Origin of the sequence: Paenibacillus sp. Pae15 (assembly GCF_024519685.1) — a bacterium.
Lineage (GTDB): Bacteria > Bacillota > Bacilli > Paenibacillales > NBRC-103111 > Paenibacillus_G > Paenibacillus_G naphthalenovorans.
In genome coordinates, this window is record NZ_JALJRM010000065.1 from 1 (window position 1) to 2239 (window position 2239).

The window sequence follows — 2239 nt, forward strand, 5'->3', positions numbered from 1 at the left end:
TTTTTTGGATAAGCCCTCGACCGATTAGTATTCGTCAGCTCCACACGTTGCCGTGCTTCCACCCCGAACCTATCTACCTCGTCGTCTACAAGGGGTCTTACTTACTGGGAAATCTCATCTTGAGGGGGGCTTCACGCTTAGATGCTTTCAGCGCTTATCCCTTCCGTACTTGGCTATCCAGCCGTGCCTCTGGCGAGACAACTGGTACACCAGCGGTACGTCCATCCCGGTCCTCTCGTACTAAGGACAGCTCCTCTCAAATTTCCTGCGCCCGCGACAGATAGGGACCGAACTGTCTCACGACGTTCTGAACCCAGCTCGCGTACCGCTTTAATGGGCGAACAGCCCAACCCTTGGGACCTACTTCAGCCCCAGGATGCGATGAGCCGACATCGAGGTGCCAAACCTCCCCGTCGATGTGGACTCTTGGGGGAGATAAGCCTGTTATCCCCAGGGTAGCTTTTATCCGTTGAGCGATGGCCCTTCCATTCGGTACCACCGGATCACTAAGCCCGACTTTCGTCCCTGCTCGACCTGTTTGTCTCGCAGTCAAGCTCCCTTTTGCCTTTGCACTCTGCGAATGATTTCCAACCATTCTGAGGGAACCTTGGGGCGCCTCCGTTACGCTTTAGGAGGCGACCGCCCCAGTCAAACTGCCCACCTGACACTGTCCCCATACCCGCTTAGGGCACCAGGTTAGAACTCCGATACGATCAGGGTGGTATCCCAACGTCGCCTCCACACAAGCTGGCGCTCATGCTTCTCTGGCTCCCACCTATCCTGTACAGATCGTACCAAAGTCCAATATCAAGCTGCAGTAAAGCTCCATGGGGTCTTTCCGTCTTGTCGCGGGTAACCTGCATCTTCACAGGTATTAAAATTTCACCGGATCTCTCGTCGAGACAGCGCCCAAGTCGTTACGCCATTCGTGCGGGTCAGAATTTACCTGACAAGGAATTTCGCTACCTTAGGACCGTTATAGTTACGGCCGCCGTTTACTGGGGCTTCGGTTCACAGCTTCGGTCTTACCCTAACCGCTCCCCTTAACCTTCCAGCACCGGGCAGGCGTCAGCCCGTATACTTCGCCTTGCGGCTTCGCACAGACCTGTGTTTTTGCTAAACAGTCGCTTGGGCCTTTTCACTGCGGCCCCCTCGGGCTATTCACCCTACCGGGGCACCCCTTCTCCCGAAGTTACGGGGTCATTTTGCCGAGTTCCTTAACGAGAGTTCTTCCGCGCGCCTTAGCATTCTCTGCTCGCCTACCTGTGTCGGTTTGCGGTACGGGCACCTTCTCCCTGGCTAGAGGCTTTTCTTGGCAGCCTGAACTCATGACCTTCGGTACTCCAAATTTCCCTCCCCATCACAGCCCAGCCTTTCGATGTGCGGATTTGCCTGCACACCAGCCTCACTGCTTGGACGAGCATCCATCAGCTCGCGTCACTATCCTTCTGCGTCACCCCATTGCTCATAACGGTTCACGGTGGTACAGGAATTTCAACCTGTTGTCCTTCGACTACGCCTTTCGGCCTCGCCTTAGGTCCCGACTTACCCTGAGCGGACGAACCTTCCTCAGGAACCCTTAGGCTTTCGGCGGATCAGATTCTCACTGATCTTTTCGTTACTCATACCGGCATTCTCACTTGTAACCGCTCCAGCTGTCCTCACGATCAACCTTCAACGCTGTTACAACGCTCCCCTACCCCAGATATTTTCATATCTAGCCATAGCTTCGGTGGTGTGTTTAGCCCCGTTACATTTTCGGCGCAGAGTCACTCGACCAGTGAGCTATTACGCACTCTTTGAATGGTGGCTGCTTCTAAGCCAACATCCTGGTTGTCTGCGCAACTCCACATCCTTTCCCACTTAACACACACTTGGGGACCTTAGCTGATGATCTGGGCTGTTTCCCTCTTGACAATGGATCTTAGCACTCACTGTCTGACTCCCGGGTTAACGTCTGTGGCATTCAGAGTTTGACTGGACTTGGTAACCCTTGGCGGGCCCCGCACCCAATCAGTGCTTTACCTCCACGACGCATCTCCCGAGGCTAGCCCTAAAGCTATTTCGGGGAGAACCAGCTATCTCCGAGTTCGATTGGAATTTCTCCGCTACCCCCACCTCATCCCCGAATTTTTCAACATTCGTGGGTTCGGGCCTCCAGTGCGTGTTACCGCACCTTCACCCTGGACAGGGGTAGATCACACGGTTTCGGGTCTACGCCTGCAAACTCATTCGCCCT

General features: G+C 54.7%; 1 rRNA gene. It reads right to left on the minus strand.

The window, feature by feature from the left end:
• Positions 1–4: 4 nt before the first annotated feature.
• Positions 5–2239: ribosomal RNA gene (locus NR121_RS24835) — 23S ribosomal RNA — on the minus strand; the annotation flags it as partial.